Source organism: Zoogloea dura, from assembly GCF_012927165.1.
Taxonomy (GTDB): Bacteria; Pseudomonadota; Gammaproteobacteria; order Burkholderiales; family Rhodocyclaceae; genus Zoogloea; species Zoogloea dura.
The window spans coordinates 12,869-39,783 of record NZ_JABBGA010000034.1 but is presented as its reverse complement, the minus strand read 5'-3'; the positions used below and the strand labels follow the sequence as shown (position 1 = coordinate 39,783).

The following is a 26,915-nucleotide window of genomic DNA, read 5'->3' as shown; positions in this document are numbered from 1 at the left end:
GCCCGATCGCGGCGACCCGCCGGGTGCTGGCGCAGGCCGGGCTGAGTCTGGCGGACATCGACCTGTACGAAGTGAACGAAGCCTTCGCCCCGGTGCCGCTGATGTGGCAGCAGGAGCTGGGCGCGGACCTGGAGAAGCTCAACGTGAATGGCGGGGCGATTGCGCTGGGTCATCCGCTGGGGGCCAGCGGGGCCCGGATCATGACATCCCTACTGTACGAGTTGGAGCGTCGGGGTGGCCGTTACGGGCTGCAGGCGATCTGCTGTGCGGGCGGGATGGGTACCGCAACGATCATCGAGCGCTTCTGAAACAAGCAGCCACCGGCAGGAGAGAGCATGTCTCGTATTGATCCCGTTCCGCTTGATGCCCTTCCTGCTTCGCTCGCCGAGGCGCTGGTTCGCGGCCGTGCCAGCCGGATGCTGAGTTCGAGCCTGCCGGTGCAGGTTTGGGCCCACCGTCCGAAGGTTGCCGAGGCTTGGCTGGCAGCTCTTGAGGAAATGCATCTGAACGGGGTGCTGGACGGCCGGCTGAAGGAGCTGGTTCGCCTGAAGATCGCGTCCATCACCACCTGCCGGGCCTGTCAGGTGGCGCGTAAAGACGATTCCGTCACCGAGGCCGACATTGCGTGTCTGACGGCAGACAGCGAGCACTTCTCCGGTCCCGAGCGCAGTGCGCTGCGTTATGCCGAGCTCTTCGCGGGGGACTACCTGTCCATCGACGACCGCATCTATGCCGATCTGGCGAGTTGGTTCTCTACGCCCCAGATCGTCGAATTGAACCTGTTTTGCGCGTTGATGCTGGCCGGTGGCCGCATGACTTACGTGCAGCAAGCCTACGAGGAGAACTTGGTATGAGCAGTATTTACGAAATTCCGGTGCACCGTATCGACGGTAGCCCGTCCACGCTTGGCAACTACCAAGGCAAGGTTTTGCTGATCGTCAACGTAGCCTCGGCTTGCGGGCTTACGCCTCAGTACGCTGGCCTTGAAGCGCTGTATCAGAAGTACCGGGAGCAGGGCTTGGTAGTGCTTGGCTTCCCCTGCAACGACTTTGGTTCCCAGGAGGCGGGCAGCGAAGCGGAGATTCAGACCTTCTGCGAGAGCCGCTTTCAGGTGAGCTTTCCGTTGTTCGCCAAGCTGGGCATCAACAGCCAGCGTCACCCCCTTTACAACGCCTTGATCACCGCTCGGCCGGTGGCCACCTTGTCCGGCGATGCGCACCTGCGTCAAGTGCTCACCGAACACGGCCTGCTACCGGCCCGGGACAGCGATGTGATGTGGAATTTCGAGAAGTTTCTGATCGGACGTGATGGCACGGTCGCAGGCCGTTTCGCCCCCGATGTGGCGCCGGATCACCCGGCCCTGGTCGCAGCCATCGAGGCTGCGCTGGGCTGAGTCATCGCTATTCAAAGAGGAGAGAAAGCATGTCGGACGTGAAGGTTTCGGTTTTGAAGAACGGCCCTCTGAAGGTCGACGGTGCCATCGCACTGGTGCAGGACGGTGCAGTGCTTCCGTTGCCGGGCCCGGCGGTCTTCCTGTGTCGCTGCGGCGCATCGGCCAAAAAGCCGTTTTGCGACGGTGCCCATGCCCGCATCGGTTTCAAGGACGAGTCCGCTACGGCAGACGCCTGAGAGCGATCGGCCGTCAGTAAACCACCCAGGAGGAGAGCAGAAATGAACGACAAGACAGAATCAGCGCTGGAGCGCGCTTTTGCAGGCGTCGCCAACAACTATGGCGGCAACGATGTGGATCTTTACCCGATCTATCGGGAGATGCGCAAGAACTCGCCGATCATCGCCGAAGACTTCATGAGCAAGATCGGCGTGCCGAACATCGCCCGCTACGATGCCGAGCGCAAGACCTTCACCGTGTTCAAGCACAAGGACGTGATGGCGGTGCTGCGGGACGCCACCAACTACACCAGCGGTTTCATCGCCGAGGGCCTCGGGGCCTTCTTCGACGGCCTGATCCTGACCGGCATGGATGGCGAGGCCCATCGTCGTGCTCGCGCGCTGCTGCAGCCCATCTTCATGCCCGATGTGGTAAACACCTGGCGCGACAGCAAGATGGACCCGATTGTCCGTAACGAATACCTGAAGCCGCTGGTGCCCCAGCACAAGGCTGACCTGATGGATTTCGGCCTGCACTTCCCGATTCGCCTGATCTACGCGCTGATCGGTTTCCCCGATGACCAGCCGGAAAAGGTCGAGCAGTACGCCGCCTGGGCGCTGGCCATCCTGGCTGGTCCGCAGGTCGATCCGGAGAAAGCGGCCGTGGCCCGCAAGGCTGCGATGGAAGCGGCCCAGTGCCTCTACGACGCGGTGAAGGAAGCCGTTGTCGAGGTGCGCCGGAACGGCGCCGAAGGCAACGATCTGATCAGCCGCTTGATCCGTGCCACCTATGAAGGCCGCTCGCTGGACGATCACGAGATCACCACCTTCGTGCGGTCATTGCTGCCGGCGGCCGGTGAGACCACCACGCGTACCTTCGGCTCGCTGATGTTGCTGCTGCTGGAACGCCCGGACGTACTCGATCGCGTGCGCAAGGACCGCTCACTGGTGCCCAAGGCCATCGACGAGGCGATCCGCCTGGAGCCGGTGGCGACCTTTAAGGTGCGCCAAGCGGCTCAGGACCTCGAGCTGGCCGGCATGCAGATCCCGAAGGGGGCAATGGTCCAGTGCATCGTCACCTCGGCCAACCGGGACGAAGACGTCTTCGACAACAGCGAGGAGTTCGACATCGACCGCAAGGTGAAGCCGTCCTTCGGTTTCGGCTTCGGGCCGCACATGTGCATCGGCCAGTTCATCGCCAAGACCGAGCTGCAGGTTGCCCTTAATGCGGTGCTAGACCTGTTCCCCAACCTCCGCCTCGACCCCGATCAGCCCAAGCCGCGCATCACCGGCGCGCAACTGCGTGGCCCGCACTCGGTGCCGGTGATCTGGGACTGATTCATGGAAAGGCTGGCATTTAAACTAAACATAAATCAAAAAAGTGTTTAACAAAAAGCCGGCCTTGCACTAAACTGAAACTCCAATATCGATCCACGCCCGGCGCGGGATCAACACCAAGAGGGGACACAAATGAAACTGGAAGATCTGATTCTCGTTAGCGTCGACGACCACGCCATTGAGCCGCGCGGCGCCTTCGATCGCCACATGCCGGCCAAATTCAAGGGTCGTCAGCCGAAGGTGGAGCAGCTGGGGGGACGTGACATCTGGGTGTTTGAAGAGCAGGCCACCGGCTACATGGGCCTCAATTCGGTGGTTGGCCGCCCGAAGGAGGAATACGGCATGGAGCCGCTCTCCTACGAGCAGATGCGCCGTGGCACCTGGGACATCAAGGCCCGCGTCGAAGACATGAACGCCAACGGTGTGCTCGGCTCCCTGTGTTTCCCGACTTTCCCGGGTTTTGCCGGCCAGCGCTTTCAGGTCATGCCCGACAAGGCCGTCAGTCTGGCTGCCATCCAGGCCTACAACGACTGGCATCTGCACGATTGGTGCAATGCCGCCCCCGGCCGCTTCATCCCGCTGATGATGGTGCCATGGTGGGACATGCAGGCCGCCGCTGCCGAAGTGAAGCGGCTGGCAGCCCAGGGTGTGCATGCCCTGACGCTTTCCGACAACCCCACCGTGCATGGCTACCCGTCCATCCACAACGACCACTGGGACCCGCTGTGGAAGGCCTGTGCCGACAACAACGTGGTGATCTGCTGCCACATCGGCACTGGCGTCAAGGCGGCTCACGCCTCGGATGAATCGCCGATCGATGCGTGGATCACCTCCATGCCGATCTCCATCTCCAATTCGGCCGCTGACTGGATCTGGGCGCCGATGTGGAAGAAGTACCCGAAGCTGCGCATGGCCCTGTCGGAAGGTGGCATCGGCTGGATTCCCTACCTGCTGGAGCGCGCGGACTTCACCCACAACCACCACAAGGCGTGGACCAACTCCAACTTCGGCGGCAAGAAGCCCAGCGACATCTTCAACGAGCACATCATCACCTGCTTCATCGAGGATGCCTTCGGCCTGAAGAACCTGGACGCCATCAACGTGGATATGGTCACCTGGGAATGCGACTACCCGCATTCCGACTGCACCTGGCCCGAGTCGGCCAACGTGTTCTGGAAGCAGGCCCAGCATCTGCCGGACGAGATCATCAACAAGATCTCCCACCTCAACGCCATGCGCGAGTTTTCCTACGACCCCTTCGCCATTCTGGGACGCGAGAACTGCACGGTCGGCGCCCTGCGTGCCCAGGCTGGCCACGTCAGCATTGAACCGGCCCTGGGCCTGGGCGGTGCCGCACCCGAGCGTGACCCCAACAAGCCGGTGACATCCGGCGACATCAACAAGATGTTCGCCGCCGCCGACGCCCAGACCGCGCTGTAAGCAGGCCGACGCCAACCGGAGGACAGTCTCCGGCTGGCGCGTCAATCCTCACTGAAGAACGCTCATGTCTATCGACCAGTTCAAATACAGTCGTATCCCGCCGGAAGCGGAAGCGCTCCGCAGCGAGGTGCGCGCCTTTCTTGCCGACACGCTGAAGGACTATCCAGCCATTCGTCGGGCCGATTCGTGGATGGGTTTCGATGCCGAATTCAGTCGTCGCCTGGGTGCCCGCGGCTGGGTCGGCATGGCCCTGCCGAAGCGCTATGGTGGCTCCGACGCCAGCCCCTTCGCCCGCTACGTGGTGATCGAGGAACTGCTGGCTGCCGGTGCGCCCGTATCGGCCCACTGGTTTGCCGACCGCCAGAGCGGCCCGCAGATCCTTCACTACGGCACCGACGCCCAGAAAGACCGCCACCTGCCGGCCATCTGCCGCGGCGAGCAATACTTCTGCATCGGTATGAGCGAGCCCAATTCCGGCTCCGATCTGGCCTCCATCAAGACCCGCGCCCGCCGTGAGGGTGACAAGTGGGTGGTAAACGGCCAAAAAGTGTGGACCACCAACGCCCACCGCTCCCATTACATGATCGCGTTGGTGCGCACCGGCGAGAACAGCAAGCGGCAGGAAGGCCTGTCCCAGTTCATCATCGATTTGTCCCTGCCCGGCATCACCATCCGCCCGATCAAGGATTTGACCGGCAGCGAACACTTCAATGAGGTCTTCCTCGACGAGGTGGTGCTGGACGCCGATGCCCTGATCGGTACCGAAGGGCAGGGCTGGTCGCAGGTGACCGCCGAGCTGGCATTCGAGCGCAGCGGCCCGGAACGCTTCCTCAGTTCCATTGCATTGATCCACACATTGATCGACGCCGTAGGCCGCGATCCCGATGCCCTGCAGGCCAAGGAAATCGGCCGCCTGGCGGCGCGCCTCGTCACCCTGCGCAACATGTCCCTGTCGGTGACGGCCCAGCTGGCCGCCGGCGAGAACCCGGCGTGGGCGGCGTCCTGCGTGAAGGATCTCGGGGCTGTTTTCGAGCAGGAAATCCCCGAGCTGGCACAGCTGCTGTGCGACATCCCGCCGACGGCGGAGGGCGGTTGCGACCACGCCCAGGTACTGGCCTATCTGACCCAGATGGCACCTTCGTTTTCATTGCGTGGCGGTACGCGGGAAATTCTCCGCGGCATCATCGCGCGCGGATTGGGCTTGCGTTGATCATGCGGGAAATCTTCGATTCGACCGTCGAGCGACTCTTCGCCGACCTGGTTACCCCCGATGCGGTGCGGGCTGCCGACACGGGCCACTGGCCTGCCGAGCTGTGGGCAGCGCTGGAGGAGTCCGGCTTCGGCCTGGCTGCAGTGCCCGAAGCCCTGGGCGGTGCCGGCGCCAGCTGGGCCGACCTGTGTGGTGTGGTGCGCCTGTGCGGCCGCTATGCGCTGCCATTGCCGCTGCCCGAAACCCTGCTGGCCAACTGGCTGCTTGGCGTCTGTGGGCAACCGGCCCAGGCCGGGCCGCTGTCGTTTGCCGCCCGCGGCTCGTTGAAGCTGGCTGCTGGCAAGGTCAGCGGCGTCGCCGTCGATGTGCCGTGGGGACGTAACGTGCCCGCACTGGTGGCGATTGCTGCCGGCGAGGTGCCGACGCTGGTGCTGTTGCCCGTCGAAGGGGCCAGCGCCTGCACGCTGCGCAGCAATACGGCTGGCGAAGCGCGGGACGAGTTCGTTTATGAATCTGCCGTGCCCTTGCTGGCCGTGCCCTTACCGGCAGGTGTGCCCACCGACGTGCTGCTTCTGGGCGGCGCCATGCTGCGCTCGGCGCAGATCGCCGGTGCCCTGCAGGGCATGCTTGAGATGACCATCACCTACGCCAACGAGCGGGTCCAGTTTGGCAAGGCGATTGGCAGTTTTCAGGCCATCCAGCACCAGATCGCGGTGCTCTCGGAGCACACCGCGGCGTCGGTGATGGGCGCTGAAGCAGCCTTCGCCGAATCCGCCGAGACCCTGGCCCGCCTGCCGGTGACGGCCGCCAAGGTGTGTGCTTCCGAGGCCGCCGGGATTGGCGCTTCGGTGGCCCACGGCGTGCACGGAGCCATTGGCTTCACCCACGAACACGCGCTGCATCTGGGCACACGCCGGCTATGGAGCTGGCGCAGCGAGTTCGGAACCCTTACCTACTGGTCGGGCGAACTTGGCCGGGCCCTGTGCCAGGGCGGCGCAGCGGCCTTTTGGCCAAGCCTCGTCGCTGGCCAACTTGAAACCTCGGCAGGAGCCCACGCATGAAGCCCTTTCTGATCGCCGAGCGGGAGGATTCCATCCTCACCGTACGCATGGACAGCCCCGAGACCCGCAACGCCCTGTCTGAACCGGCTCAGATGCAGGAGTTCGTGGACCTGTGCGCAAGCGTCAAGGCCGACCGTTCGGTCAAGGTCGTGGTGCTCACCGGCAATGGCCCCGCCTTCTGTGCTGGCGGCAATGTCAAGGACATGCGTGAGCGCGGCGGCATCTTCGCCGGCTCGCCCTACGAACTGCGTGAAAGCTACCGCAACGGCATCCAGCGCATTCCGCTGGCCCTCTATGAGCTGGATGTGCCGGTGGTGGCTGCGATCAACGGTCCGGCGATCGGCGCCGGTCTTGATCTGGCCTGCATGTGCGACGTGCGCATATCCGCCGATACGGCGAAGTTCGCCGAGAGCTTCGTCAAGCTCGGCATCGTTCCTGGTGACGGTGGCGCCTGGCTGCTGCCGCGTATCGTCGGCATGCCCAAGGCCAGCCTGATGGCCCTGACCGGCGACACCATCGACGCCGCCAAGGCCCTCGAGTGGGGGCTGGTGACTGAAGTGGTGCCGGCTGCCGAACTGCTGAGTGCTGCGCTGGACGTGGCTCGCCGCATGGCTGCCAACCCGTCCCACGGCCTGCGCCTGACCAAGCGCCTGCTGCGTGAGGGCCAGCACATGCGCCTCGACTCCCTGCTCGAACTGTCGGCTGCTTTCCAGTCGCTGGCCCACCACACGGAAGACCACCAGGAGGCAGTGAATGCCTTCGTGGAAAAGCGTGCACCGCAGTTCACCGGCCGCTGAGCCGGCATAAAAAATCGAATCTGGAGGAGAAACAATGCGAACCGTTTTCCGTGAAGACCACGAGATGTTCCGCGACATGGCGCGCCGCTTCATCGACCGGGAAATCGTGCCCCATCTGCACGACTGGGAGAAGGCCGGCATCGTGCCCCGGGACGTCTGGTTGAAGGCCGGCGCGGCCGGGTTGCTGTGCTCCTGTGTACCGGAGGAATACGGTGGTGCCGGTGGCGACTACGGCCATTCGGCGGTGATGATCGAGGAGCTGGCCCGGGTCAATGGGACGGCGGTGGGCTTCACCACCCACTCGGAGATCGTCGCAAATTACCTGGTGGCCTACGGTTCTGAGGAACAGAAGCAGAAGTGGCTGCCTGGCATGGTCAGCGGCGAAACCATTGGCGTGATCGCCATGAGCGAGCCTGGCGCGGGCAGTGACCTGCGCTCCATGCGCACCACAGCCCGCCGCGAGGGCGACGAATACGTCATCAATGGCCAGAAGACCTTCATCACCAACGGCGGCAACGCCGACCTGGTGGTGGCAGCGGTCAAGCTCGACCCTGCCAGCAAGAACCTTACGCTGATCTGCGTCGAAGTCGACCGGCCGGGTTTCTCGAAGGGCCGCCTGCTGGAGAAGGTTGGCCTCAAGGGTCAGGACACCGCCGAGCTGTTCTTCGACGAGGTGCGGGTGCCGGTGAGCAACCGCCTGGCCGAGGAGAACGAGGGTTTCAATTACCTCTTCCATCAACTCGCCTGGGAACGCCTGATAATCGCCATCCGCTCGGCTCAGTCGATCGACACCCTGCTTGAAGAAACCATCGCCTATACCCGCGAGCGCAAGGCTTTCGGCAAGGCGATTCTCGACTACCAGAACACCCGTTTCAAGCTGGCCGACGCCAAGGCCCAGGCCACCATGCTGCGCGTGTTCGTTGATCACTGCCTGGCCCAGGCCCTGGCCGGCGAGTTGTCGGCGGACGTGGCTGCGATGGCCAAGCTGGTGGGTTCCGAGATGCAGGGCAAGCTCCTCGACGAGTTCCTGCAGTTGCACGGCGGCTACGGTTTCATGAGCGAATACAAGATCAGCCGGGCCTGGGTGGATGCCCGGGTGGCGCGCATCTATGGCGGCACCTCCGAGATCATGAAAGAAATCATCGGTCGCAGCCTTTAAGGCAGTTCCGCCGATCCTCGATTTACCTCCACTTGAGGGCCCGTTTACACGGGCCTCTTTTTTTCGCGCCTTGGCGTGGAGGAAAAATGCAAACACGTGATTTGTTCTCTGGCCTGAAATCCTGGCAGCCGGCGGTGGCCTTTCTGGGCCGTTATTCCATCGGCGCCAAGCTGCTCGTCGCACCGGTGCTGATTGTGGCCCTGCTTCTGATGGTGGCCGGTGTGGCCTGGTTCGGCATGGCTGGCCAGCAGGACGTGCTGCGCTCCTTCGAGCAGGTCCGCTTTGAGCAATACCGGAAGACTCTGGTGGCTTCGTCGGCGGCCCAGGACACGATGGTGGGCACCTACGCGATGATGGTGCACCTGATGCAACCGGGTACAGAAGTGCGCAAGGAGGAGCTCGCCCAGTACGCGGACGACCTCAAGGCCAGCGTGACGGAGCTGGTCGGGATCATCGCCGCCAGTTCGGCGCGGCCCGGCCTCAATGCGGAGGAAATAGCCCTCTACGAAGAGTTGAAGGGGCAGGTCCAGGTTTTCGCCGATGCCGTGACCGAACTGACTTCGGCGGCGGCGACTGACCCGGAGGGCAGCTTTCGCCGCCTGAGTCTGGTGCGCAAGGAATACGACCGGGTCTTCGGACAGATCTCGGCCCTGGTTCGCTTGCAGGATGCCTTGGCGAGTGAAGATTTTGCCAGCGCCGACCGCATGGCCGGGCAGGTGGTCAAGGTCGTCATCGGCGCTTCGGTGCTGGCCGTGCTGCTGGCTCTGATGGTGAGCCTGCTGGTGCGTGGCCAGATTGTCGGGGCCATCCGGGCCATCGAAGAGGCGTCCATCGAGCTGCGCTCGGGCGACCTGACACGTCGGGTTCATGTGGTGGGCAACGATGAAGTGGCCCGCACCGCACGGGCCTTCAATGAACTGGTGGATGGTTTTCAGACGGCAGTGAAGAAGGTGGGGCAGGTGTCGACGGTGGTTGTTGCATCGGCCGAGCAGCTTTATGGCGCGTCCGGCCGGGTGGCCTCGGGTGCCAACGATCAGGTTCAGGCTGCCTCTGCGGTCGGGGATACGGTGGAGCGCATGATCCGCAGCATCGAGTCCATCGCTGCCAGTGCCAGTGATGTGCGCAAATCGGCATCGGCCAGCCTGCAGGGGGCCGAAGCGGGGCGGGGCGCCTTGCAGCGCCTGCTCGATAAAATCGTGCACATGCGCAGTGCCTTCAACGACATCCGCGGCTCGGTGGGGGATTTTGTGCGCAGCACTTCGGCTATCACCGCCAGCATTGCACAGGTCAAGGAGTTGTCGGGGCAGACCAATCTGCTCGCGCTCAATGCAGCCATCGAGGCCGCCCGGGCCGGCGAGCAGGGGCGCAGCTTCAGTGTCGTGGCCGACGAGGTCCGCCAGTTGGCGGAGCGCTCGGCGCTGGCCGCTAACTCCATCGACGCGCTGACCCGCGATCTGGGTCGGCAGTCGGAGGCGGTGGAGTGGTCGCTGCAGGAGGGCACCCAGGCCCTTGACGACAGCCATCGCCTGATGGGCGAACTGGAGGGTGTGCTGGAGAAGGCCGGTGCGCTGGTGAATGCATCGCACCGGGGCGTTGACGAGATTGCCGGTGCAGTGACGGCACAGAATGAAGGTAGCCAGGACATTGCGGCCAGCGTGGATCAGTTTTCGCGGTTGGCCGGCGAAAGTGACCAGCTCACCCGCGATGTGACACGGGCGGTGCGCCAGTTGCGCGAGTCGGCGGGTGAGCTGGATCGGGCGGTGTGCCACTTCCGCGTTTAAACAGAATGAACGAGCGAGAGGAGAGAGGGATGTCGAACAACCATGAAGAGGCCGGCACGCCGGTCGCCCGGCCGACCCGGGAAGAGGCCGAGGAGGCCGTGCGCACCTTGATCCGCTGGGCGGGTGACGACCCGGCGCGGGAGGGACTGCTGGACACGCCGTCGCGGGTGGTGCGCTCCTACGACGAGTTCTTTGCCGGCTACCGGTCCGATCCGGCCGATATTCTGGCCCGCACCTTCAGTGAGGTCGGCGGCTACGACGAGATGATTGTGATGAACGACATCCGCTTCGAGAGCCACTGCGAACACCACATGGCACCGATCATCGGCAAGGTGCATATCGGCTACCTGCCGGACCAGCGGGTGGTCGGTATCTCCAAGCTGGCGCGGCTCGTAGACGTCTTCGCCAAGCGCCTGCAGATTCAGGAGAAGATGACCACCGACATCGCCGATACCTTGCAGCGGGTGCTCCAGCCTCGCGGTGTGGCGGTGGTTATCGAGGCTTCGCACCAGTGCATGACGACCCGCGGGGTGCATAAGCCGGGCACCAGCCTGGTGACCAGCCGCATGCTGGGCGCTTTCCGCGAGAACCCGGCGACCCGGCGCGAATTTCTGGGCATGCTGGGGCTGGGTGACGGCCGTGGCGCAGCCAATCGATAGGAGCCGGGTATGACCGCGCTGGATATTAACCCGCTGCCGCCCGATGTCCCGACCGGCGAGTGGCACGACGGCCTGCTCCTCGGCTACCGACCCATGGACGACACGCACCAGGAGTTCGTCGTGCTGGTGAAGCGCTTGCGCACCGCCCCCGATGACGAGTTGCAGGCCGTACTGGACGATTTTCTGGCCCACATCGGGCGCCACTTTGGCGAAGAGGAGCAGTGGATGTCGCTGGACGGTTATCCGGCCGGGGATTGCCACGTGGAGGAGCACGCGGCGGTGATGCGCTCTGTGCTTGAGGTGAGGGACTTGGTTGCCACCGGTCAGCGCAAGGTATGCCGCGAATTGGCCGGGGCGCTGGAGGAGTGGTTTCCCCTCCATGCCACCTATATGGATCCGGCCTTGGCCAAGTGGATGGTCAAACGTTCGACGGGGGGCTCGCCGGTGGTGCTTAGGCGCAAAACGTCGAGAGCGGGCTGATCAGCTTGCGCAGGTGTGGATCAGGAATTGCCGGAAGGCTTCCGCCGGTCGTTCCAGCGGGGCGTCCGGTCGCCATATCAGACCCACTTGCATCGGCGGAACCACATCCAGCACCGGGCGCGCCTCGATTTTCTTGCCGTCCAGTGACCACGGTCGATAGACCATGTCAGACAGGATGCTGACGCCGAAACCGTGGGCGATCAGCCCGCGCAGGGCTTCCATCGAACTGGTTCGAAAGGCTGGCGCCGGTGTGATTCCTCTGGCCGCCCAGTAGCGACCGGTGGACGCCTCGCTTTCGTCCACGGTGAGCTGGATGTAGGGATAGGCCGCAATGTCCTCGAGGGATGCAGAGTCCTTTTCCAGCAGCGGGTGCGACGCCGAGGTCCACAGTTGGCGGCGGGCCCGCACCAGTACGTGGTGAGCGAAACGTTCCCGCTCGGCCACGTTGGACAGGATCACCACGCCCATGTCGATGCTCCCTTCCAGCACTGCTTGCTCAATGCCCTCCCGGTTCATGTCGTGGAGGTCGATTTGCACCTCCGGGTAATTCATGCGAAAGCGTGCCAGCAAGGGCGGCAGAAAGTAGCCGAGCAGGGTGTAGGAGGCGGCTATGCGCAGCACGCCCTTTTGCTGGGGGGCCTGGAAGCGAGGTTCCCTTACCGCATCCTGCAATGCGCTGAGGATGTGGCTGGCGTGTTGATGAAAACGGTGCCCCTCGACGGTCAGCGCCACCCCATGGGGCAGGCGCTCGAAGAGGCGCGTGCCAAGAGTCTGCTCCAGCAACAGCACCGCGTTGGTGATGGCCGACTGGGATACATGGGTGCGGGTGGCGGCCATGGAGAACTGGCCGGTCTCGGCTGCGGCGACAAAATAGCGCAGCTGGCGCAGGGTGATATTGCTGTCGGCTTCCATGCGTTTTTCAAATACCAGAACTCAGTATTTGTGATTTTACGATAACAATACAGTTTTGTAGTATTTGTTCAAATAAAACGAGTAACAGGAGACAGCGCATGAATTCCCCCCTGACGGTGGCCGCCACCGACGCCCTGCGTGCGGTGTCCCTCGAGGACAAATACACCCTGGAAAAGGGCCGCGTTTACATCAGCGGTACCCAGGCTCTGGCCCGCTTGCCGATGCTCCAGAAGGAGCGTGACAGGCTGGCCGGTTTGAACACGGCCGGCTACATTTCCGGCTACCGCGGTTCGCCCCTGGGGGGGCTCGACATGGCCTTGTGGAAGGCCAAGAAGCACCTCGCCAGCCATGATGTGGTCTTCATGCCCGGCCTCAACGAGGATCTGGCGGCCACCGCCGTGTGGGGCACCCAGCAGGTCAATCTGTACCAGAATGCCCAGGTCGATGGCGTGTTTGGCATGTGGTACGGCAAGGGCCCTGGCGTGGATCGCTCGGCCGATGTGCTCAAGCACGCGAACGCTGCCGGTACTTCGAAGCACGGCGGCGTACTCATGCTGGCCGGCGACGACCACGCGGCCAAGTCCTCGTCGGTGGCCCACCAGTCGGAACACCTGTTGATCGCCTGCGGCATTCCGGTGCTGTACCCGTCCAACGTTCAGGAATATCTCGACTACGGCATCCACGCCTGGGCCATGAGCCGCTATTCGGGCTTGTGGGTGTCGATGAAGTGCGTGACCGATGTGGTTGAATCGACGGCCTCTGTCGACATGGATCCGGAGCGGGTGCAGGTGGTGCTGCCCGAGGACTTCGAGGTGCCGAAGGGTGGGCTGAATATCCGCTGGCCCGATCCCCCGCTGGATCAGGAAGCCCGCATGCTCGACCACAAGTGGTACGCAGCGCTGGCTTATATCCGTGCCAATCGCCTCAACCGGGTGGTCATCGACTCGCCAAAGGCCCGTTTCGGCATCATGGCAGCCGGTAAAGCCTATCTCGACGTGCGCCAGGCCCTGACCGACCTTGGCCTCGACGACGAAATCTGCCAGCAGATCGGTATCCGGGTTTTCAAGGTGGGCTGCGTGTGGCCGCTGGACGCCCATGATGCGCGTGACTTCGCGACCGGGCTGGAAGAAATCCTGGTCGTCGAGGAGAAGCGCCAGATCCTCGAATATGCCCTCAAGGAAGAGCTCTACAACTGGCGTGACGACGTGCGTCCGCGTATTTACGGCAAGTTTGACGAGCGCGACAACGCTGGCGGTGAATGGTCGCAGCCCCGTGGCCAGTGGTTGCTGCCGGCCCGCTACGAACTGTCGCCGGCGCTGATTGCCAAGGCCATCGCCAGCCGCCTGGAGCGGGTCGGCCTGCCGGAAGATGTGCGCGCCAAAGTCTTGTATCGCATTGCCATCATCGAGGCCAAGGAGCGCGAAGCAGCCCGCCCGCGCCTCACCGTCGAGCGCAAGCCGTGGTTCTGTTCCGGCTGCCCGCACAACACCTCGACCCGGGTGCCGGAAGGCTCTCGCGCACTGGCCGGCATCGGTTGCCACTACATGGCCATGTGGATGGACAGGCGTACCGAAACCTTCACCCAGATGGGCGGGGAGGGCGTCTCCTGGCTTGGCCAGATGCACTTCTCGGGTGACAAGCACGTCTTTGTGAACCTGGGCGATGGCACCTACTTTCACTCCGGTCTGCTGGCTATTCGGGCGGCGGTGGCTGGCAAGGCCAACATTACCTACAAGATCCTCTTCAACGATGCCGTGGCGATGACCGGCGGCCAGCCGGTGGACGGCATCCTGACGGTGCCGCAGATTGCCCGCCAACTGGCGGCCGAGGGCGCCAGCAAGGTCCTCATCGTCACCGACGAGCCTGAAAAATTCGCCTCGCGCGAAGGCCTGCCGGCCGAGGTCGCGGTTCATCACCGGGACGAGTTCGACCACCTGCAGAAAGCGCTGCGCGATACCGCCGGCGTCACCATCCTGATTTACGACCAGACCTGCGCCACCGAGAAGCGCCGCCGCCGCAAGCGTGGTGAGTATCCCGACCCGGCCCGTCGCGTGTTCATTAACGAGGAAGTTTGCGAGGGTTGCGGTGACTGCTCGACGGCGTCCAACTGCCTGTCGGTGGAGCCGCTGGAAACATCGCTCGGCACCAAGCGCAAGGTCAACCAGTCTTCGTGCAACAAGGATTTCTCGTGTTTGAAGGGCTTCTGCCCGAGCTTTGTGACGGCTGAAGGTGCCCAGCTGAAGAAGGCTGCCGGTGGCCGCGATCCTAACGCAGCCCTGGCCGGCTTTACGCTGCCCGAGCCGACTCTGCCCGTGCTCAAGCGTCCGTTTGGGATCATCGTTACAGGCGTCGGTGGCACCGGCGTCGTCACCGTAGGTGCGCTGCTGGGAATGGCCGCCCACCTCGAAAACAAGGGTGTCACGGTGCTCGACATGACCGGTCTGGCTCAGAAGGGTGGGGCGGTTCTGAGCCATGTGCAGATCGCCAATACGCCGGGTGATATCCACGCCACCCGCATTGCCACCGCGGAGGCACAACTGCTGATCGGTTGTGACGCCATTGTTTCGGCCTCGTCCGACGCCCTGTCAAAGATGCGCCACGGCGTAACCCGGGCAGTGGTGAACAGTGCCCACACACCGACCGCCGAGTTCATCGGCAATCCGGACTGGAAGTTCCCGACGCTTTCCACCGAGTCGGATGTGCGCAACAGTGTTGGCGAGGCGTGCGAGTTTCTCGATGCCAACGCGCTGGCTCTGGCTTTTCTCGGTGACACCCTTTACGCCAACCCGTTGATGCTCGGTTTTGCCTGGCAGAAGGGCTGGGTGCCGGTGTCCCGCGCGGCGCTGCTCAAGGCTATCGAGCTGAATGGTGTGGCGGTGGATAAGAACCGCCTGGCGTTCGAGTGTGGCCGTGTGGCCGCCCACGATCTGTCAGGGCTGAACGCCCTGCTGTTCCCCGCCGACAAGGGTAGGCCTAGCCAAGTGCTCGAACTGCGCGAAAGCCTGGAGGCGCTGCTAAAGCGGCGTGCGTCCCAGCTCACGGCGTACCAGAACCGCGCCTATGCCGATCTCTACTTGCAGGCTGTGGCCAAGATTCGTGTTGTGGAAGAAAAGCGAGTGCGCGACGGCAAGCTGCAGCTCACCGAAGCGGTGGCCCGCAACCTGGCAAAGCTGATGGCCTACAAGGATGAGTACGAAGTGGCACGGCTGCACGCATCGCCGGTCTTCCTGGCGCGCCTGCGGGAACAGTTTGAGGGCGAGCCGGGCAAAGATTATCAGCTTGGCTTCCATCTGGCACCGCCGCTACTGGCTAGAAAGGACGCTGATGGCCATCTGGTCAAGCGTCGCTATGGCCAGTGGCTGATGAAGCTGTTCCCCCTGCTTGCTGGTTTAAAGGGCCTGCGTGGCACGCTCCTCGACCCCTTCGGCAAGACCGCCGAGCGCCGCGCTGAACGACAGATGGTGCGCGACTACCTGGATCTGGTGGATGAGTTTGCCAGCACCCTTGATGGCGAACGTCTGTCGCTTGCCTTGGAGCTGGCCAGCCTGCCGGAGACGATCCGCGGCTATGGGCACGTCAAGGAAAATAACATGAAGAAGGCGGATGTCCGCCGTGCGGCGCTGCTGGCCCGCTACCGGGGCGACTTTCACGATCAAGCTGCCGCCTGAGTCCGACAGGGCGGTGCTGAAGCGCAAAACAAGAGGAGGAGAAGGGAAATGGGAAACAACCAGAATCAAGCGCTGTGGGTGCCCGACCCTGCCGACGTGGCCGCCACCAACATGGCAGCCTTCACCGCCCGTGCCCGGATTCTGTCCGGCCGGCCGCTGGAGAGCCAAGCGGCTCTGCATGAGTGGTCGGTCCACTCGCCCGTGCCGTTCTGGCGCCTGGTGTGGGAGTTTTGTGAGGTACTCGGCGACCAGGGTGAGCGCGGCCTCATTCGTTCGGGTGGCATGCAGGATTCCCGTTGGTTTCCCGATGCCAGCCTGAACTTTGCCGAGAACCTGCTGCGCGACAGCGGCAACCCGCAGGCGCTGGTGTTCTGGGGCGAAGACAAGGTCAAACAGAGCCTGTCGCGGCAGGTGCTGCGCAGCGAGGTGGCCAGATTTGCCGCCGCGCTGAGCGCCGCTGGCGTGGAGCAGGGTGACCGCGTGGCAGCCTACATGCCCAATGTGCCTGCAACGCTCATTGCGATGCTCGCGGCGTCGAGCATCGGCGCGGTGTTTACCAGCGCCTCGCCGGATTTTGGCGTGCAGGGCGTGGTGGACCGCTTCGGCCAGACTGAGCCCAAAGTGCTGCTGAGCTGTGACGGCTACTGGTACAACGGCAAGGCCATCGACATCACAGGCAAACTTGCCGAACTGATGCCGCGCCTCCCCAGCGTGCGTCAGCTGGTGGTGGTGCCCTATTTGGCTGCCGGCGCCGAGCCGAACCTGGCAGGGTTGCCGCGGGCCGTGTCCTACAAGACCTTCGTTGCGCCCTTCCAGCACCTTGCAGAGCCGCGCTATGTACGCCTGCCTTTCGACCATCCGCTCTACGTGATGTACTCGTCGGGCACCACCGGTGTGCCCAAGTGCATCGTGCACGGCGCCGGCGGCACGCTGCTGCAGCACCTCAAGGAGCATTGCCTGCACAGCGACGTGAAGGAGGGCGACCGTCTGTTCTACTTCACCACCTGTGGCTGGATGATGTGGAACTGGCTGGTGTCCGGTCTGGCCACCGGGGCCACGCTGATGCTCTACGACGGCAACCCCTTCGTGGACGACGGTCGCATCCTGTGGGACTACGCCGAGGCGGAGCGCTTTACCCATTTCGGCACCTCGGCCAAGTACATCGAGACCCTCGCCAAGAGCAGCCTGCGTCCGGCCGATGCCTACCACCTGCCGGACCTGCGCATGGTGATGTCCACCGGCAGCCCGCTGGCGCCGGCGAGCTTCGATTTTGTCTATGAATCCATTAAGAAGGATGTGCTGCTGGCCTCGATTTCCGGCGGCACCGACATCGTTTCGTGCTTTGTGCTCGGCAACCCGACCCTACCCGTGTGGCGTGGCGAGATTCAGGGTGCCGGCCTTGGTCTGGCTGTCGAGGTGTGGGACGACGATGGCCGGCCGGTGACCGGCGAGAAGGGCGAGTTGGTGTGCCGGCTGCCTTTTCCGAGCATGCCGGTCGGTTTCTGGAACGATCCGGACGGGGCGAAGTATCGGGCCGCCTATTTCGAGCGCTTCCCCGGCGTGTGGTGCCACGGGGATTTCTGTGAGCTCACGGAGCACGGCGGTTTCATTATTCACGGCCGCTCCGACGCCACTCTCAACCCGGGGGGCGTGCGTATCGGCACCGCCGAGATCTATCGTCAACTCGAGAAGTTGCCTGAGGTGCTCGAGGCTGTGGTGATCGGACAAGACTGGCCGCCGACTGATCCAAGCGATGTGCGCGTCGTGCTCTTTGTGCGCCTGGTCGATGGCCTGGTAATCGACGACGCACTGAGGAAGCGTATTCGCCAGCAGATTCGCGACAACGCTTCGCCGCGTCACGTGCCGGCATGCATCGTCCAGGTGGATGAGATTCCCCGTACCAAGAGCGGCAAGGTGGTTGAACTGGCCGTGCGCAATGTGGTGCATCACCAGCCGGTGAAGAACGTCGAGGCGCTGGCCAACCCGGAAGCCCTGGCCCAGTTTGCCGACCGGCCCGAGCTGGCCTGCTGAACCCGCAATAACAAAGGAGTGAAAGCAATGAAGGTACTGGTTCCGGTCAAGCGTGTGCTTGATTACAACGTTAAGGTGCGCGTCAAGGCCGATGGTTCCGGGGTCGATCTGGCCAACGCGAAGATGGGCATGAATCCCTTCGACGAGATCGCCGTGGAGGAGGCTGTGCGTCTGAAGGAAGCCGGTGTCGTCAGCGAAGTGGTGGCAGTGAGCTGCGGTGTGGCCGCCTCGGCTGAGGTGTTGCGCACGGCGCTGGCCATTGGTGCCGATCGAGGCATCCTGGTCCAGTCGGATGCTGATCTGCAGCCGCTGGCGGTGGCCAGATTGCTCAAGGCTGTGTGCGACCGGGAAGGCCCGGCGCTGGTGATCTGCGGCAAGCAGGCCATCGACGATGACGCTAACCAGACCGGCCAGATGCTGGCTGCGCTGCTGGGCTGGTCGCAGGCGACTTTCGCTTCGAAGGTGACGATTGCCGATGGCCAGGCCACTGTGGTGCGCGAAGTGGATGGCGGCCTGGAAACCCTGGCGGTGCGCCTGCCCGCGGTGATCACCACTGATCTGCGCCTCAATGAGCCGCGCTACGCGACTTTGCCCAACATCATGAAGGCCAAGAAGAAGCCGCTCGACACCCTCGACCCGGCCGGGCTTGGTGTCGATGTGAGCCCGCGCCTCGTGACCCTTAAAGTGGTCGAGCCGGCCAAGCGTAGCGCCGGCATCGTGGTTTCTGATGTGGCACAGCTGGTTGAAAAGCTGAAGAACGAAGTAAAGGTGATCTGAAATGGCGATTCTGTTGATTGCTGAACACGACAATCAAACCCTCAAGGCGGCGACTCTCAATACGCTCGGGGCTGCTCATCATCTAGAAGGCGAAATCCACGTACTGGTGGCTGGTGCTGGCTGTACGGCGGTGGGCCAGGCGGTGGCGCAACTCAGTGGTGTGACTAAGGTACTGCTCTGCGATGCACCGCAGTATGCCGAGCGTGGTGCCGAGAACCTGGCCGAACTGGTCAGGGGGCTGGCCGCTGGCTACAGTCATGTGCTGGTGCCGGCCAGCGCAGAAGGCAAGAACCTGCTGCCCCGCGTGGCGGCCCTGTGTGACATGGCCCAGGTGTCGGACGTGGTCGGCATCGAATCGACAGACACCTTTGTGCGCCCTATCTACGCTGGCAACGCCCTGGCGACAGTGAAGAGCATCGACCCGATCAAGTTCCTGAGCATCCGCACTACCGCCTTCGAGTCGGTGGGCTTGGCAGGCACTGCTGCTGCAGTTGAGACCATCGCCGCGGGCCCTGAGCTGGGCCTGTGCAAGCTGGTCGACCGCGAGCTGACCCGCAGCGAACGCCCCGAGCTGGGTGCGGCGAAGATCATCGTTTCGGGGGGCCGTGGCCTGGGCAGCGGCGACAACTATCGCCGCGTGCTCGAACCCCTTGCCGACAAGCTCGGCGCGGCGCTGGGAGCAAGCCGGGCGGCCGTGGACGCGGGTTTTGTGCCCAATGATTTCCAGGTCGGCCAGACCGGCAAGATCGTTGCCCCGCAGCTTTACCTGGCGGTCGGCATCTCGGGGGCAATCCAGCACCTGGCCGGTATGAAGGACTCCAAGGTCATTGTTGCCATCAACAAGGATCCGGATGCACCGATCTTCCAAGTGGCCGATTACGGACTGGTGGCTGATCTGTTCGAGGCGGCCCCGGCACTGACTCAGGCGATCTGACCACCGTTTTTTTTGCGACCTCTCTTTGGTGGTGGCGTTACCTCTCCTCCCATTCGTGCCACCGGAGAGATTTTCGGCCCATCGGCATTGTCCCGATGGGCCATTTTTTTGAACATATTTAAAATTATTGTATTTTTTTAGAAGTGAGCTATTCTCCATTTAGAACTCTCTTCTAGTTTATTCAGAGTAGTTCAGACAGAGAACCCCATAGGGGTCAAGGAGGAGACAAGATGGTTATCAAAATTGCACGTGCCGTTGCACTCGTCATTGGCTGCGCCGGCCTTACCTACATGCCCGATACCCGCATCCAGCGGGAGGTGGCGTTCCTGTGCGTTACGGAGATTCATTGTGCCGCCTCGCATGAGATGTTTTCGCATGAGGCGCATGGCTCATTCCTGGGTGAGGCAGCGGGCGGTCTCTTTGCCGCCCTGTCCCATCATCGCTAGGAAGTCTTTTGTTCGATTAGATAGTGCCGTGCTAACTGATCTGGCACGGCAAGAAAGCGTTGAAGACGCTCCTCTTGAAGCGCATCGGCAGCGGTGCTGCGTTCCTGTTGACGCCGGTAGGTCAGCCAGGAGTCGACGATGAAGCGTTCAGTGTAGTGACCCGGGTGTCCCAGATCCCTCTGCAGATGCCAGTCGCAGGCGCCATTGCGGCGTCGGATGCGTCCGACGGCGTGTGCCAGCAAGATGAACTCATCCCGCTGTGGTTCGGCCACGTGATAGCTCACTTCAATGCATACTCGTCCTTTGCCGGGCGTGATGTCCAGCACTGACTGGGTTCGGAGCGTCAGCGTGGGAGGGCCGAAGTCCTCCTCTCGTCCCAGATGCAGCGCCTTCTGCAGCGACAGGAAGGTTCCGGCGGCAATCACCAGCCCGGCAGTGATCAGGGCGCTGGCTACTCCTAGGCGTGCTGCGATCAGTCCCCACAACACACCACCCATGGCCATGCCGCCCATGATCAACATCAGATAGATGGAGCCAACCCGCGCCTTCACCCACAGGGCAGTGGAGGTCTGAATCACCGTCATCAGCGTAGTATTGACCGCCATCCAGGCCATGCCACCCACTACATAAAGCACACCCAGCAGCGTCAGGCTCGTAACGACCCCACTGAGCAGCGTGACTGCCGCGAACGCTATGCCACCGGCAAAAACGATGCGCTGCAGCGGGTGCCGTCGGTACATATCGGGCAAGCGCAGGGCCGCCACTACCGCCCCGGCGCCGAGGCAGCCGAGCAGAATGCCGTAGCCATCCGCGGCGAGTCCGAGGCGCTCGCGTGCTATCAGTGGCAACAAGGCCCATAGGGCACTCCCAGCTGTCGAAAAAATAGCGACTTTGCCCAGATCGCGACATAGTGAGGGAGAGTGACGGACATAGCGCAGGCCGCTGACGATGGCCGGGAAAAAGCGCTCGCCGGGAAGACGGCTGATCGGGGCTGTGGTGCCGAGTCGTGTCAGCAGGGCGATGACGCTGGCCATGCAGGCACAGACCAGCACAAAAAGTAGTGGTGTGCCGACCCGGGCGATGATCGCGCCGGCCAGCGCCGGGCCAAGAACCCGGGCGATGTTCGGGGACACCGTGCCCAGTGCAATGGCGGCGGCAGTTTGTCCGGGCGGGGCGTGCTCAATGGTGCACGCCAGCCAGGCCGACATGCTGAGGGCGCTCGCTGAACCGAGGGCGAAGGTGTAAGCCAGCAGCGCCACCGGACCGAGATTACCCACCAGCGCCGGGATGCACAGCAAAATCATCGACAGCAGGGCCAGTCCCTGGGTGATGAGCAGCAAGCGGCGTTTGTCCATCAGGTCGGCGATCACGCCGCTGGGCATGCCGAGGACGAATGCCGGCAGCGCCATGGCGGTTTGCACTAGGGCCACCATCAATGGTGACGCAGCCAGCTCGGTCATCATCCAGGCGGCGCCAATGTTCTGCATCCAAACGGCTAAGTTGGCGACTACCGTAGCCAGCCAAAGGGCGCGAAATGGGCGATGACGAAGAGGTGCCCATGCCGAGGGGCCGCTCATCGGGGAGTCACTGGAGGTTGGCGATGCGCGAGAACAGGCGACGGAAGCTCTCGCGGGTTTCTTCAGCGAAGCGCAGATCGCCATTTTCACCAAAGGCGCGGGCGATGGTCGCCCAGTCTTCGGGCAGCAGGCAGCGGGATGCTGCTGGCATGATTCGGTTTTCCTCCATCCCGATATGCTTGAGCTGCTCACCGGCGAAGCTCTCCAGTCGGGTCACAAAGGCGATGCGTTCGTCTGGCGTGGCGGTGCCTAGGGTTTCGATAGCCTCGACCAGCGCATGCAGTGCGGCGTCCCCCTCCCGGTGCTGACGCTGGAGTTCTGTGATCAGCGGGTCGAGTTCGGCGGTGCGCTCCTGCACCTTCTTGAATAGGTAGGCCTCTTCCTTCGGGTGGTGCAGCTTCGACGGGAAGGCGCGCAGATAACCGAGCATGGACTTGAGCAGGTCGAAATCCACCGGCCGGTTTTCCTGCAGCCCACGGGCGAAGGTACGCAGGCCGTAGGCCACCACGGCGATGCTGCGGTGCTCGTCCTTCATGATCGAGGTGACCATGTTCATTGCTGGCGCCGGGTCGTTCTTTTCGACCGATGAGACCAGCACCGGCACCTTGGCGCCGACCAGCACCTTGAGGGTTTCCGAGCCCAGCATCACGCCGCCGAAGCTGCGCGGGCCGTGGGAGGACATGAAGATCAGGTCGCAGCCGAGTTCGTCGGTGGCCGCCAGGATCGCCGCATGGGGGCGCGTGCTGGTGCGGCTGACCGTCTCGCATTCGATACCCGCAGCGCCTGCCGACACGGCGGCCTTGGAGAGGATTTCACGGGCTCGTCCGCTGTAGTCGTCCCGGTAGGTGTCGGGAGCGATCAGCTTGAGCAGGGCGGCGTCGTCGGTGAGGGAGGCCGAGGCGTCCGGATCAGCGTAGAAAAAAGTGATGCGGGCGCCGACGGTACGGGCGAACTCCACCGCCTTGGTGACGGTGTGTACCGAGAGGGCCGTGCCGTCGGTGGGTACGAGGATATGGCTGTACATCGTGGCCTCCAGAAATGTCTGCGTGCGGGGTTGATGTGATGGATCAGGCAGCCAGCGGCAGGCCGAGCCGCCCCTTGCGGCGTTCAGGCGGCAGCACCCGCGGCGCGCCAACTCGGTTGGCGAGCAGGCCAATGCCTTCGATCTCCGCTTCGATGCGGTCGCCGGGCTGAAGGAAGCGCCCGTCCTCGAGGCCGACACCGCAGGTCGAGCCGGTGAACAGCAGGTCGCCCGGACGCAGGGCGACCCGCGCATCTACGAAGTCGAGGAGCTCGTCGAGGCTGAAGATCATGTGGGAAGTGCGGTCCTGCTGACGCAGCTCGCCATTGATGGAGAGGCGCATCGCCAGATCAGGCTGGCCCGGGCCGCCGCAGGCATCGAGGGTCGCTATCCATGGACCGACGGGGGCGCTGCGGTCGAGGGCCTTCTGGGTGAACAGGTCGAGGGAGCCAAGCTGTTTGCCCGCGTCGCGGGCGCTGATGTCGTTGCCGACGGTGTAGCCGAGCAGGCAAGTGCTGGCGTGTTCGGCGTTGCCCAATGGGCGGGCGATCACCGCCACCAGTTCGATCTCGAAATCCAGCTGGGTGGTGACTGGCGGGTAGGCGATCTCACCGCCTGGATCGACGATGGCCGATTCCGGCTTGATGTAGGCAATGGTATGGGGCGGTGCCTGGGTACGCCCGAGGCGGGTCAGGTGGCTGAGATAGTTGAGCCCGACGCCAAAGACCCGCGCGCCGGGTTCGAGGGGGGCGAGCAGTTGCAGGCTCGCCAGCGGTACGGGTTCGGGCGCGAGGCCGAGGGCGGCCTCGTCACCCGCTGCGGCGAGCGGCGCCCATGCGGCAAACGGCGCGCCGATCCGCCGGGCGAGTCCGGCATCGACATCGATCAGCGCCCAGAAGCGGTCGCCGTCAGCATCGGCGACCCGCGCGATCTTCATGCCTTGCTCTTCTTTCGCGCCAGATACGCAGGTTCGAGGAGTTCTTCCGGTGTGCGCACACTCGGCCCGAGGATCGGCCCGACGATCTCGTGGCCCCAGGTGCTGAGCTTCTCGGGGTTCAGCTCGAAGGCATCGCCCTGCCAGGGTTCGAGTTCGGTGATGGTCTCAAAGGCAAAGCCCGACGGGTTGAAGTGATAGAAGGACGCGTGCGGGTCCTGGGTGTGCTGGCCGAGGGTCATCTGCAACTGCAGATTGCGTGCCTTGACGATGTCCAGGGTTTCGCCCACGTCGCGCAGGCTCTTCACGAAGACGCCCACGTGCTGTACGCCCATGCGCCCCGGGCCAAAGCCGTAGGCAATGTCGTGGCTGGTGAAGTTGTTGAGCTTTGAGCGAAAGAAGCCGGTCTTGCCCTTGCCGGCGCCGGAACCGTACCAGTGGAAGCCCATGATGCCGGTCAGGAAATGCTCCAGCTCCGGGGTGTATTCCGGGGTGATCAGCACCACGTGGCCGACACCGCGCTCGTCACACACGAAGCCGCCGTGGTTGCGGCCCGGGGTGAAGGAGCGGGGCGTCCACTTTTGCGCATAGAACAACTCGTGCTGGTAGCCGACCGGGTCGCGGAAGCGGATCAGCTCCTTGACGCCGCGGGTCTCGCACAGCTCGGTATCGCCCACGGTGATATCCACGCCGGCGGCGCGAAACTTCTCGACCGCGGCATTGAAGGCCAGGCGACCGCGGGCCTCCCAGCCGATGTAGGCGATGCGGTCGATCGTGCCCGGATGGAAGGCCAGCCGGTGGCGGCGGTCGTCCATCTTGAAATACAGGGAGTCGGGGTCGCTCTCCGGCGTGTTGCCGATGCCGAAACCCATGACCTGCGGGCCGTACTCGCGCCACTCGTCCAGTTTGGTGGTTTCGAAGCCGAGATAGCCGATGCCGATGATGTCCATTGTTTTATTCCTTGGTGGGTTCAGAGTGGAATCAACCGTTGGGTGCGCTTTATGGCGAGGCTTTTCTGGTGGAGCCTTCTGCGTGGATTCAGTGGGCGAGCAGGCCGCCATCCACGACCAGGTCCGAGCCGGTCATGAAAGAGGCTTCGTCGGAGGCCACGAAGAGGGCCAGCGCAACGACCTCGGCGGGCAGGCCGGGCCGGTCCATCGGAACCCCGTCGAGGAGCGCGGCGCGGATCTTCGGGTCGTCGACAAAAGCGGCGGTGCCCGGCGTAACGATGAAGCCCGGGCTGATGCTCACTGCCCGGATGCCGCGTGGTGCGCCCTCGATGGCCAGCTGGCGGGTAAACGACACCACCGCCCCCTTGGCCGCCGAATGGGCCGAGATGCCGGCCACCCGCGAGCCACCCCAGGCCGCGGTGGAGGCGATGTTGATCACCACGCCCTTGCTTGCCGTCAGGTGCGCCCAGGCGTACTTGGTGGTGAAGAAGATCAGGTCGAGCTCGTTCCGGATCGTGTAGTGCCAGTCCTCGATGGAGAACTCGCCCACCGGGCCGAACCTGGCTGCCGAGGCGTTGTTGTAGAGAATGTCGATGCGACCGTGGGCAGCGACGGCGGTGTCAACCCAGTCACGGGCCTGTTCCGGATCGCCCAGGTCGACGGGTGCCTGGCCATGTAACTCGAGGCCTTCGGCCTGGAGCAATGAGCGGGTGGCCTGGTGGCCGGTGGCGTCCACATCGCAGCCGACGACGATGGCGCCTTCCCGGGCGAAACGCAGGGCTGCCTCGCGCCCCTGTCCGCCACCGGTGCCTGTAATGAGTACGACCTTGCCTGAGAGACGTGCCATGGGATGCCCCCTGAAGCGATGCCAGCGCGTGACTGCGCCTGCGGACCCAGACGATGCCGGGCCTGCAGTTGGCGATGGATTTAAGGGAATGTCAGGTGCCGCTAGGGGCTTCGACGATCAGGGCTTCGGCCGGGCAGGCGGCAGCGCCTTCAATAGCAGCTTCCTCGAAACCGGCCGGGACGAATTCGCTGTCCAGATAGACCAAGCCGTCCGCATCGAGCTTGTAGACTTCCGGGCAAATGGCGGCGCACAGGCCGTAACCGCAGCACTTGCTGCGCTCTGCCGTGACACGATGCAGTGCCTTTTCGGCATTTTCAGGGTTGTTCATTTTTGTCTCCTCACAGTCGAACGCAGCACCAAGCTGCTGCAACGATTATGCACAGAAAACAAAAAAGTGTCACTATTTAGTGAGCTAAAAACGGCGTCTCCCAAGGGCCAGGGAGGCGTCGTTCAGAAGAGCATCGTACTGAGCTTCTGGCCCAGCTCACGAATGGCCTGGCCGACGATCTCGACGCCGGCCTCATCGTATTGGCCGCGGAACATCACCGCCGAAACCGTGTAGGCGATGTTCTCGTTGCGGTCGCACACCGGCGCGGCGATGACCATGATGCCGGCCGAAAAGTAACCGTCATCCACTGACCAGCCCTGCTGGCGGCATTGCTCGACTTCCTGCAGGTAAGTCTCGAAGCTGAGGGGGCGGGCCCAGCGGATCTTGTCGAATACGGCGCGGATCTCTGTATCGCTGAGGTCGAGCCGGGACGCAAACAGGCGCCCGCTGGCACCCATCAGCATCGGCAGGCGCTGCCCGGCGGCCATGTCGATGCGCAGGTCGGCCGGACTGGTTTCCGAGCTGACCAGCACGATGCGGTCGGTGCCCATGCGCCGCCAAAGGGTGACGGTCACACCGAAGCGCGCTGCGAACTCCTGCATCAGCGGCCGTGCGGCTTCCAGGCGCTGGCCTTCGGTTACCATGTTGCCGACCAGCTTGGCCAGGCCCAGGCCAGCCGAATAGGTCTTGGCGCGACGATCGAATTCGACAATCTCCTCTGCCACCAGCGTGCGCAGGATGTTGAAGCAGGTGCTCGGGTTGATCGACAGCAGCCGCGCCAGGTCCGCCGCCCGTTCAGGCGTGGCGGTTTCGGTCAGGTGACGCAGAATGCGGATGGCGTTGATGATGGGCTTGACCATCACACCGTTACCACCGCGGTTGCCACCTTCCTGACTGCTCCCGTCATCGTCCGCAAAAAAATTGTCAGCGCTGTTGTCGTTCAGGTCTGTTTTCATG

25 protein-coding genes and 1 pseudogene are annotated in these 26,915 nt (G+C 63.5%); 18 read left to right on the top strand and 8 right to left on the bottom strand.

Annotation, left to right across the window (positions count from 1 at the left end):
* From HHL15_RS23725 to HHL15_RS23665, 13 genes and pseudogenes are all read left to right on the top strand, one after another.
* Positions 1-308 (top strand): annotated as a pseudogene (locus HHL15_RS23725) (steroid 3-ketoacyl-CoA thiolase); the annotation flags it as partial.
* Between the two features lie 27 nt (positions 309-335).
* Positions 336-854 (top strand): carboxymuconolactone decarboxylase family protein, encoded by a 519-nt coding sequence (locus tag HHL15_RS23720; protein WP_169148285.1) that lies wholly within the window; start codon positions 336-338, stop codon positions 852-854.
* Positions 851-1,393 (top strand): glutathione peroxidase, encoded by a 543-nt coding sequence (locus HHL15_RS23715; protein ID WP_169148284.1) that lies wholly within the window; start codon positions 851-853, stop codon positions 1,391-1,393. The genes HHL15_RS23720 and HHL15_RS23715 overlap by 4 nt, the downstream gene beginning before the upstream one ends.
* A 29-nt stretch (positions 1,394-1,422) precedes the next feature.
* Positions 1,423-1,629, top strand: coding sequence for a CDGSH iron-sulfur domain-containing protein (locus HHL15_RS23710; protein WP_206198950.1), 207 nt, complete (start codon positions 1,423-1,425; stop codon positions 1,627-1,629).
* Positions 1,630-1,671: 42 nt separating this feature from the next.
* A complete protein-coding gene (locus HHL15_RS23705; protein WP_169148283.1) occupies positions 1,672-2,946 on the top strand; it encodes a cytochrome P450 in 1,275 nt (424 codons plus the stop codon).
* Positions 2,947-3,078: 132 nt separating this feature from the next.
* Complete coding sequence (locus tag HHL15_RS23700) at positions 3,079-4,386, top strand: amidohydrolase family protein (protein ID WP_169148282.1); 1,308 nt, start codon at positions 3,079-3,081, stop codon at positions 4,384-4,386.
* A 64-nt stretch (positions 4,387-4,450) separates the two neighbouring features.
* Complete coding sequence (locus HHL15_RS23695) at positions 4,451-5,596, top strand: acyl-CoA dehydrogenase family protein (RefSeq protein WP_169148281.1); 1,146 nt, start codon at positions 4,451-4,453, stop codon at positions 5,594-5,596.
* 2 nt (positions 5,597-5,598) lie between these two features.
* Entirely contained in the window at positions 5,599-6,657 is a 1,059-nt protein-coding gene (locus HHL15_RS23690) for an acyl-CoA dehydrogenase family protein (RefSeq protein ID WP_169148280.1), read from the top strand.
* A complete protein-coding gene (locus tag HHL15_RS23685; protein ID WP_169148279.1) occupies positions 6,654-7,454 on the top strand; it encodes a crotonase/enoyl-CoA hydratase family protein in 801 nt (266 codons plus the stop codon). The genes HHL15_RS23690 and HHL15_RS23685 overlap by 4 nt, the downstream gene beginning before the upstream one ends.
* Positions 7,455-7,488: 34 nt before the next feature.
* A complete protein-coding gene (locus tag HHL15_RS23680; RefSeq protein WP_169148278.1) occupies positions 7,489-8,613 on the top strand; it encodes an acyl-CoA dehydrogenase family protein in 1,125 nt (374 codons plus the stop codon).
* A gap of 86 nt (positions 8,614-8,699) precedes the next feature.
* A complete protein-coding gene (locus tag HHL15_RS23675; protein WP_206198949.1) occupies positions 8,700-10,394 on the top strand; it encodes a methyl-accepting chemotaxis protein in 1,695 nt (564 codons plus the stop codon).
* A 29-nt stretch (positions 10,395-10,423) separates the two neighbouring features.
* Positions 10,424-11,053, top strand: a complete 630-nt coding sequence (gene folE, locus HHL15_RS23670; RefSeq protein WP_169148277.1) for a GTP cyclohydrolase I FolE — start codon at positions 10,424-10,426, stop codon at positions 11,051-11,053.
* Between the two features lie 9 nt (positions 11,054-11,062).
* Complete coding sequence (locus HHL15_RS23665) at positions 11,063-11,533, top strand: bacteriohemerythrin (RefSeq protein ID WP_169148276.1); 471 nt, start codon at positions 11,063-11,065, stop codon at positions 11,531-11,533.
* Here the strand turns inward: HHL15_RS23665 and HHL15_RS23660 are convergent, their stop codons facing one another.
* Positions 11,534-12,445, bottom strand: coding sequence for a LysR family transcriptional regulator (locus tag HHL15_RS23660; RefSeq protein WP_169148275.1), 912 nt, complete (start codon positions 12,443-12,445; stop codon positions 11,534-11,536). It lies immediately after the preceding gene.
* 98 nt (positions 12,446-12,543) lie between these two features.
* On the opposite strand from HHL15_RS23660, the gene HHL15_RS23655 reads away from it, so the two are divergent.
* From HHL15_RS23655 to HHL15_RS23635, 5 genes are all read left to right on the top strand, one after another.
* Positions 12,544-16,113, top strand: a complete 3,570-nt coding sequence (locus HHL15_RS23655; RefSeq protein ID WP_169148274.1) for an indolepyruvate ferredoxin oxidoreductase family protein — start codon at positions 12,544-12,546, stop codon at positions 16,111-16,113.
* Between the two features lie 48 nt (positions 16,114-16,161).
* Positions 16,162-18,144 carry an acetoacetate--CoA ligase gene (locus HHL15_RS23650; RefSeq protein ID WP_169148273.1) on the top strand — a complete coding sequence of 661 codons (1,983 nt, stop codon included), beginning with the start codon at positions 16,162-16,164 and terminating at the stop codon, positions 18,142-18,144.
* Positions 18,145-18,171: 27 nt separating this feature from the next.
* Positions 18,172-18,921: an electron transfer flavoprotein subunit beta/FixA family protein gene (locus HHL15_RS23645; RefSeq protein ID WP_169148272.1), complete on the top strand. Its 750-nt coding sequence runs from the start codon at positions 18,172-18,174 to the stop codon at positions 18,919-18,921.
* A 1-nt stretch (position 18,922) separates the two neighbouring features.
* The gene (locus HHL15_RS23640; RefSeq protein ID WP_169148271.1) at positions 18,923-19,855 is read left to right on the top strand and encodes an electron transfer flavoprotein subunit alpha/FixB family protein; all 933 of its coding nucleotides are present in this window, start codon (positions 18,923-18,925) and stop codon (positions 19,853-19,855) included.
* 230 nt (positions 19,856-20,085) lie between these two features.
* Positions 20,086-20,301 (top strand): hypothetical protein, encoded by a 216-nt coding sequence (locus HHL15_RS23635; protein ID WP_169148270.1) that lies wholly within the window; start codon positions 20,086-20,088, stop codon positions 20,299-20,301.
* Here HHL15_RS23635 and HHL15_RS23630 read toward each other — a convergent pair.
* The 7 genes from HHL15_RS23630 to HHL15_RS23600 form a co-directional block, all read right to left on the bottom strand.
* Entirely contained in the window at positions 20,298-21,878 is a 1,581-nt protein-coding gene (locus HHL15_RS23630) for an MFS transporter (protein ID WP_169148269.1), read from the bottom strand. The genes HHL15_RS23635 and HHL15_RS23630 overlap by 4 nt on opposite strands.
* Positions 21,879-21,885: 7 nt before the next feature.
* Positions 21,886-22,902 (bottom strand): universal stress protein, encoded by a 1,017-nt coding sequence (locus HHL15_RS23625; protein ID WP_169148268.1) that lies wholly within the window; start codon positions 22,900-22,902, stop codon positions 21,886-21,888.
* 43 nt (positions 22,903-22,945) lie between these two features.
* The gene (locus tag HHL15_RS23620) at positions 22,946-23,836 is read right to left on the bottom strand and encodes a fumarylacetoacetate hydrolase family protein (RefSeq protein WP_169148267.1); all 891 of its coding nucleotides are present in this window, start codon (positions 23,834-23,836) and stop codon (positions 22,946-22,948) included.
* Positions 23,833-24,783 carry a VOC family protein gene (locus HHL15_RS23615; protein WP_169148266.1) on the bottom strand — a complete coding sequence of 317 codons (951 nt, stop codon included), beginning with the start codon at positions 24,781-24,783 and terminating at the stop codon, positions 23,833-23,835. The genes HHL15_RS23620 and HHL15_RS23615 overlap by 4 nt, the downstream gene beginning before the upstream one ends.
* Positions 24,784-24,871: 88 nt before the next feature.
* On the bottom strand, positions 24,872-25,630 hold the full coding sequence (locus HHL15_RS23610; RefSeq protein ID WP_169148265.1) for an SDR family NAD(P)-dependent oxidoreductase: 759 nt from the start codon (positions 25,628-25,630) through the stop codon (positions 24,872-24,874).
* Positions 25,631-25,721: 91 nt separating this feature from the next.
* Positions 25,722-25,958 (bottom strand): ferredoxin, encoded by a 237-nt coding sequence (locus HHL15_RS23605; protein ID WP_169148264.1) that lies wholly within the window; start codon positions 25,956-25,958, stop codon positions 25,722-25,724.
* 122 nt (positions 25,959-26,080) lie between these two features.
* Positions 26,081-26,914 (bottom strand): IclR family transcriptional regulator, encoded by an 834-nt coding sequence (locus tag HHL15_RS23600; protein WP_169148263.1) that lies wholly within the window; start codon positions 26,912-26,914, stop codon positions 26,081-26,083.
* Between the last annotated feature and the right edge of the window lies 1 nt (position 26,915).